4 protein-coding genes are annotated in these 6901 nt (G+C 66.8%); all 4 read left to right on the top strand.

Features of this window, described 5'->3' with window-relative positions:
* Positions 1-107 precede the first annotated feature (107 nt).
* The 4 genes from ilvD (at position 108) to ACIA77_RS51230 (ending at position 6200) form a co-directional block, all read left to right on the top strand.
* A complete protein-coding gene (gene ilvD / locus ACIA77_RS51215; protein ID WP_395893523.1) occupies positions 108-1805 on the top strand; it encodes a dihydroxy-acid dehydratase in 1698 nt (565 codons plus the stop codon).
* 636 nt (positions 1806-2441) lie between these two features.
* The gene (locus ACIA77_RS51220; protein WP_395893524.1) at positions 2442-3077 is read left to right on the top strand and encodes a hypothetical protein; all 636 of its coding nucleotides are present in this window, start codon (positions 2442-2444) and stop codon (positions 3075-3077) included.
* Positions 3078-3806: 729 nt separating this feature from the next.
* Entirely contained in the window at positions 3807-5687 is a 1881-nt protein-coding gene (locus tag ACIA77_RS51225; protein WP_395893525.1) for a P-loop ATPase, Sll1717 family, read from the top strand.
* Positions 5688-6011: 324 nt separating this feature from the next.
* Entirely contained in the window at positions 6012-6200 is a 189-nt protein-coding gene (locus ACIA77_RS51230) for a hypothetical protein (RefSeq protein ID WP_395893526.1), read from the top strand.
* The last annotated feature ends 701 nt before the right edge of the window (positions 6201-6901 follow it).

Here is a 6901-nt window from a genome sequence, read left to right on the forward strand (position 1 = left end):
GCTGGCCACTGGCAGGCATCGGCTCGATAGCAACGTGCGCCGTGGCACACCGCCGCACGCGACATTTTGGTGCTCCTCGTGGCGTGGTGGAGCGCTAGGCTCCGTTCATGGACGAGACTCCGGACATCAAGCCGCGCAGTCGAGACGTCACGGACGGCCTGGAGCGCACCGCCGCGCGCGGGATGCTGCGGGCCGTGGGCATGGGTGACGACGACTGGGTGAAGCCCCAGATCGGTGTCGCTTCTTCGTGGAACGAGATCACGCCGTGCAACCTGTCACTGGACCGGCTGGCGAAGGCAAGCAAGGACGGCGTGCACGCCGCGGGTGGCTACCCGCTGGAGTTCGGCACGATCTCGGTGTCCGATGGTATCTCGATGGGCCACGAGGGCATGCACTTCTCCCTGGTGTCGCGTGAGGTGATCGCGGACAGTGTGGAGACCGTGATGCAGGCCGAGCGGCTGGACGGCTCGGTGCTGCTGGCCGGCTGTGACAAGTCGCTGCCGGGAATGCTGATGGCGGCCGCCCGGCTCGACCTCGCCAGCGTGTTCCTGTATGCCGGTTCGATCCTGTCCGGCCGGGTCACGCTGTCGGACGGCGGCGAGCGCGAAGTCACGATCATCGACGCGTTCGAGGCAGTCGGTGCCTGCGCCAGGGGCCTGATGAGCCGCGTGGACGTCGGACTGATCGAGCGCGCCATCTGTCCCGGCGAAGGCGCGTGTGGCGGGATGTACACGGCGAACACGATGGCCAGTGCGGCCGAGGCACTGGGTATGTCGCTGCCCGGCAGCGCGGCTCCGCCGGCGACGGACCGGCGGCGTGACGGGTTCGCGCGGCGGTCCGGTCAGGCGGTGGTCGAGATGCTGCGCAAGGGGATCACCGCTCGGCAGATCCTGACCCGGGAGGCGTTCGAGAACGCGATCGCCGTGGTGATGGCGTTCGGCGGCTCCACCAACGCGGTGCTGCACCTGCTCGCCATCGCGCACGAGGCGGAGGTACCGCTCACCCTGGACGACTTCACGCGGGTCGGTGCGCGGGTGCCGCACCTGGCCGACGTGAAACCGTTCGGACGGCATGTGATGACCGACGTCGACCGCATCGGCGGCGTGCCCGTGGTGATGAAAGCGTTGCTGGAAGCGGATCTTCTGCACGGCGATTGCCTGACCGTGACCGGGCGTACGGTCGCCGAGAACCTGGCCGAGATCGCGCCGCCGGACCCGGACGGCACGGTGCTGCGCGCGATGGCCTCGCCGATCCACCCGACCGGCGGCATCACGATCCTGCGTGGTTCCCTGGCGCCGGACGGCGCGGTCGTGAAGTCCGCCGGTTTCGACTCGGACGTGTTCACCGGCACCGCCCGGGTGTTCGACCGCGAACGCGCCGCGATGGACGCGCTGGAGGATGGCACGATCATCGCGGGCGACGTCGTGGTGATCCGCTACGAGGGCCCCAAGGGCGGGCCGGGGATGCGCGAGATGCTCGCCATCACCGCGGCGATCAAGGGCGCGGGGCTCGGCAAGGACGTCCTGCTGCTCACCGACGGACGCTTCTCCGGCGGCACGACCGGCCTGTGCGTCGGGCATGTCGCCCCCGAGGCAGCCGACGGCGGGCCGATCGCCTTCGTCCGCGATGGCGATCCCGTCAGCCTCAACGTCGCGACCGGCATGCTGGACCTCGGCGTGGATGCCGCCGAGCTGGCGGCCCGCCGCGCGGGCTGGACGCCACTGCCCGCCCGCTACACTCGCGGCGTGCTGGCCAAGTACTCCAGGCTCGTCGGCTCGGCCTCCCAGGGCGCTGTCTGCGGGTAACGCAGGCAGGACTGCGCCCGGCGATCCGGCCGGGCGCAGCGGTCATGCCCAGACTTCCTTCAGCACCCGCAGGATGTTGGCGCCCAGCACGGCGCGATCTCGCTGTCGGAGAGCCCCTCTCGGACCAGCTCCCCGCAGATGTTGCCGAAGTTCTCATATTCTGACAAGTTGAATATTACTATGCAAAAGAAAAAGATCTGTGAAATGCGACGTCGGGACGGAATATTGGGTGTCCATACCAAGGTGAAACGTCCGGAGAAGACACTTTGCATTGGGGAGGAGGAACTGGCGCGATAAGCTAAGAAGAAAAGAAGGACGATGAAGCACGTCAGACTGTCAACTACGGAACTCGAACTGGGTTGATACAAAGCTTTGATCCGGCTTCGCCGACCGTAGAGCATGTTGTGCCCAAGCTTAGCCCTCCAGTTCCCGCTGCCCCGCCAGCGCCACCGCCAGCGTCCGCAGTTTGTACGCTGTTCTGAGGAGGGATCCCCATCGCGCCACCCATCCCGTTCCCACTTGAGATCCCAGTGCCGTGACCGGTGTGGCTAGAATCTTGGGGCCGGTAAGAGCTGACGGGCCCTGCGCATCCACTGCATCGAGGCTGGACGGGCGGAGTGTAACGGAGGTGCGAACATGGCCGGTACGCTTGATGGGCTAGTGAAGCGGTTTGTGAACCCGGTGATGAAGGATGCGGGGTTCCACCGACTTCCTGCCCGGAAGTGGTGGATCTCAGTACCGGACGGTCACGCAGTGTTCCCGCGGATGCGGCCCTACATACCGGAGCCGATCGTGATGTTTCATGTCGCAGCAGCGGCGGTTCCATCGGTACTGCGCGATTATCACGACGAGGGCTCAAGCTCGAAACCTGTCGAGTTTGACTGGGGCTTGATCAGAACGCGGCTCAGGGCTCCTGAAGGTCTCCGGGCTGAGTTATTGCCGGGGACTTCACTTTGGGGGGTTAGTCTGGATCGGGTCGACGTGGACGGTCCGAAGATGTTCGACTACTTTCGGGACTTCGTTGTGCCGCGATGGAAAAGCTTTCTCGCACCTACGGTCCTCGCGCATTCGGCGTACGGTGGACGGCAAGACGATTTCGCGATCATGCGTAGGTATGGGGAAGATTTTGGGAGGGTGATACTTGGGGTCGATAATGGCGACCCTCAAGAGTTGGAAGTTGCGATCGATAACCTTATCGCTGCCGGTTCCGATCGAGATCTACTGGAGTGGTTGCGTCGGCGCTTGCATTCCCGTGTTGCGAAGCGTTCCTGAGCTGGCCCCAAGGACCGGGCTGTGAGTATCTCGCTTGCCCGGGCAATAATTTGGGCGGGGAACAGGCCGGGCTGTCTTGTACCGCACCCTAGAAGAAAACGATTCTGTGACTAGTGCATTGTTGGAAAATTTTGAATAAGGTCAGACATGATCATTTCCCTTTGGGCTATCACTTTTTGTGAACGCCTCATTCCGGAGGGTAAGGACGTTGGCATATCGGGTCGACAGCCACGATCGGGTAGCAAGTGGACATCAGGCCAGTGGCAGGCGCTGGTCATTGCGGGATCGGGGACGCAAACAGCCCGGCGGCCATCCTGCGGCTCCTCGCCAATCCCCGGACCCCTCCCGTATCGCAAACCCCTGGGAGCGTGACGTTGGCACGGACACGGCGTGCTTTACAGATCGCTTCTACGGGAACGTCGATTAGCCACAGGTGACCGGCGAACGATCGTTCGCCAGTCACCTGTGGCTGATCGGCGATTCCGCAGGTGGGATGTCCCGGTGGCCAGGCGCGAACTCCAGCACGATCCGCGCATGCCGCCGCGGTACGGCGATTGCCGGTGCCGCGCATCCGCACGCACCGACGTGCTCGACGAGGTCGTGTAGCTGTTCGGCCAGGCCATCTCGGCACGGGAGGCAAGGCCGACTCGTACGTGACAGCCTGCCGAACTTCCGCCGTTCGGCGGAAGGCGCGGGTACGCTGAACCGCCGCAGGCAAGGGAGGCGAACGTGGCCGGGGGGACCGTCGAGCGACTGTACTTTGGCCGCGACGATGCCGAGCACGACTTCGCCGACGGTCTGCTGCGCGAAGGCTTCCTGGTCACCAAAGCGTTCGAAGAGGTTTCGGCCGGCCACAAAAACCTCGTCATCGGCCGCAAGGGCACCGGCAAGAGCGCCATCTGCATGCAGCAGGCGGCGAACGACGGCACCTGCCTCATCACCCCGGACGACGCCGCCGGCGAAGAGTTGCGAAGGTTCGAGCTGCAGGGGCTCACCGGCGCGTCGGCGAAGTCGCTGATCTGGCGGTACGTCTTCGCAGTGCAGGCGGCGCGCCACCTCGTCAGCCACGCACGAGCAGGGCACCGCCGCAGGTTTTCGAAGCCGATCCGCGCGTTGCGGCGGTTCCTCCAGAAGAACGGCGAGCTCACCGACGTCAGCTTCCACGACCGGATCCTGCACGGCGGGCAGGGCCTGCAGGCTTCGCTGTCGCTCGAGGCGTTCGGCGTCAAAGCCGGCTTCGAGCACAAGAACGGCAGTTCGGAAGGAGCCCGCGCGTCGAAGCAGCTCGAAGTGCTCGAAGCCGGGGTCGCACGCGGCTTCCGGTCGCTCGGCTGCGCGGGCCACGACCCGCTGCTGGTCCTCGTCGACCAGCTGGAGCAGGTCTGGTCCAGCGACCGCGAAAGCGACGACCTGGTGATCGGCCTCCTCCTGGCGAGCAAGCGCGTGACCCAGGCCTACGCCGGCGCGATGCGTTGCGTGCTGTTCGTGCGCTCGGACATCTACGACGCCCTCCGGTTCGACGACGCTGACAAGTTCCACAGCGACGAGCTGCGCCTCGACTGGACACCGGAGAAACTCGGCGAAGTAGCGCTGCTGCGGGCCCGGGCCTCCCTCGGCCGCCCGTTGACCCGCGACGAGCTGTGGGGCAAGGTCTTCCCTGCACGGGTGCGCGGCGAGCCGGCCGACGCCTACCTGTTCTCCCGCACGCTGCCGCGGCCCCGCGACGCGATCCAGCTCCTCAACCTCTGCCGCGACGCTGCCCACGCCCGTGGCGCGGACCGGATCACTGAGGCCGACGTGCTGGGCGCGACCTTGCCGTTCTCGCAGTGGAAGCTGCTGGACCTAGCGAAGGAGTACCTGGTCACGGCCCCCTTCCTCGACCGGCTGTTCGTGCTGTTCCAGAACACCGGTTACGTGGTCATGCGCAGCGCGGTGGCGACGCGGCTTAAACCGTTCGCCGAGGCCTTGCACAGCCAGTTCCCGAACTACCGGGACGTCCTGACCGCGGACGGCGTCGTCGAGGTCCTGTACCGCGTCGGGTTCCTCGGGGTGCTCCGAGAAACCGGCGTGTCCTACGCCGGGTCGCGAGAGCTCCCCCTGCAGCCGCAGGAGAACGAATTCCACATCCACCCCTGCTTCCGGCCAGCCCTCGGCGTCGACCGGCCGACGGCTGTGTTGCCGTTCCAGGGGGAACCCCAGATGAATCGCATCGCTATCGGCTCCGCGAACACCGGTGTCGTCGCGCAGATCGTCAGCGGCGACCTGAGGATCAGCCCGTCATTCAGCTTCCGCCTGCTCGACCTCCTGGTCAGTACCTGCCAGCGGCTGCTGCGCACTCTCGCCCGCACCCCGCTGCCCGCAGGAGCACACAGCCAGCTCACAGACCAGCTCTCCGAACTCGTCGCCCAGACGGTCGCGCTACGCGACCGCCCCGGCGCTGAGGACAGCGTCGCGCACGTCTCGAAGGCCGCGACGTACCTCGACGGGCTGGCCCGGCAGCTCGCCGAGTCCGGCCTCGGCAGTCCCCGTGACGACGGGATCGTCCGCGCGCTCCGAGGCGCAGCGAACACCCTGCACAGGGCAATCGGCGGCGACTACCATCCCGCCTAGCGATAGGTAGGGGCCCGATCTCAGCGCTCCGCCGCCGCCGGCGAAACCCCACCCGTCCCGTCGACGCAGGAGTCCTCCGGTGAGCGCCCGAGCGGACACGAGACCACGGAATAGCCCCTGACCAGCCAGTCCGCGGACGGCACGAGGCTCGAGGCGGCCTCCGGTTCGCGAAGCAGATCAGCAGCGCCGCGGGCTGATACCGGCCAGCCGGTAGGGCAGGCTCCCGGCAGCCGGGCCCGGGAAATGCCCGCTCGCCGTGACGACGCGGGCACCGTCCGCCCGTCAGACTGAGCAGGTCCCGTTCAGTCCGGAAGAAGCGACGTCATGACCAACCGCCACCACGCCAGCAACAAGTACTGCGGCCACTGCGACCGCTGGCACTGCCAGTGCGACGGGTGTGGCTGGTTCTGGTACAACGCCTGCACGTTCGGCGAAGCGCTCCGGCACATCCGCCTGCACCAGCTCGACCGGGGATACGCGGAAGCGGTTGCCGGACCACGGCGTGCCGCCTAGAACCCCTCTTGACGGCGAAGCCGGGGGTGGGAGCACCTCCCCACGTCCACTGTGGAATAACCGGGGCCGGGCAGCGTTACACGTGATTGCCGGTGCGGTGGTGTCCCCGGGCTCCACCCACTGCCCTCCCGGACCGCCGAGTCTTCGGCGCCGGGTCGCGCCACTCGCCGAGAGGCGACCCCCGCGCCGGCCTCAAGCCACCCGTCCCGCTGCGCCCCGCCCCCACGGCAGCGCGGGGCGGGCCCATGTGCCGCCTGCTCCTGCCGCCAGGCTCCTAGTGCCGCGGCGGGAGCGGGGGCATCCAGCCCCACCAACCCACCCTCCGGCAGGTGTTCTACCGCCTGGTCAACACTTAACGTCGCGCTGAGCCCGGGGTGCTGATCGCGGGCGGGACACCGCGCGCAGCCGATCCGCATGAACCAAACCGGGCCGTAAATCCCCGAGAACGTGACATTGGTGCGGACACGGCATGCGTACAGATCGTTCCTGCTGAAACGCCGATCAGCCACCTGTGTCTCGCGAACGAACGTTCCCGAGACACACGGGTGCGAACTAGCTTGCGACCGAGCACGTAACCCACAACCCCGAACCGGCGGCAACTTGCTGAGCGATGCTCCTATGCGTCAAGCCGCTTGTGGTTCGGCGGCCGGTGGCGGGGCTGGCAGGGCGGTGTTGTGGCTGGTGAGTGCCTTGAAGACTTC

Origin of the sequence: Amycolatopsis sp. NPDC051903, assembly GCF_044452505.1 — a bacterium.
Classification (GTDB): domain Bacteria; phylum Actinomycetota; class Actinomycetes; order Mycobacteriales; family Pseudonocardiaceae; genus Amycolatopsis.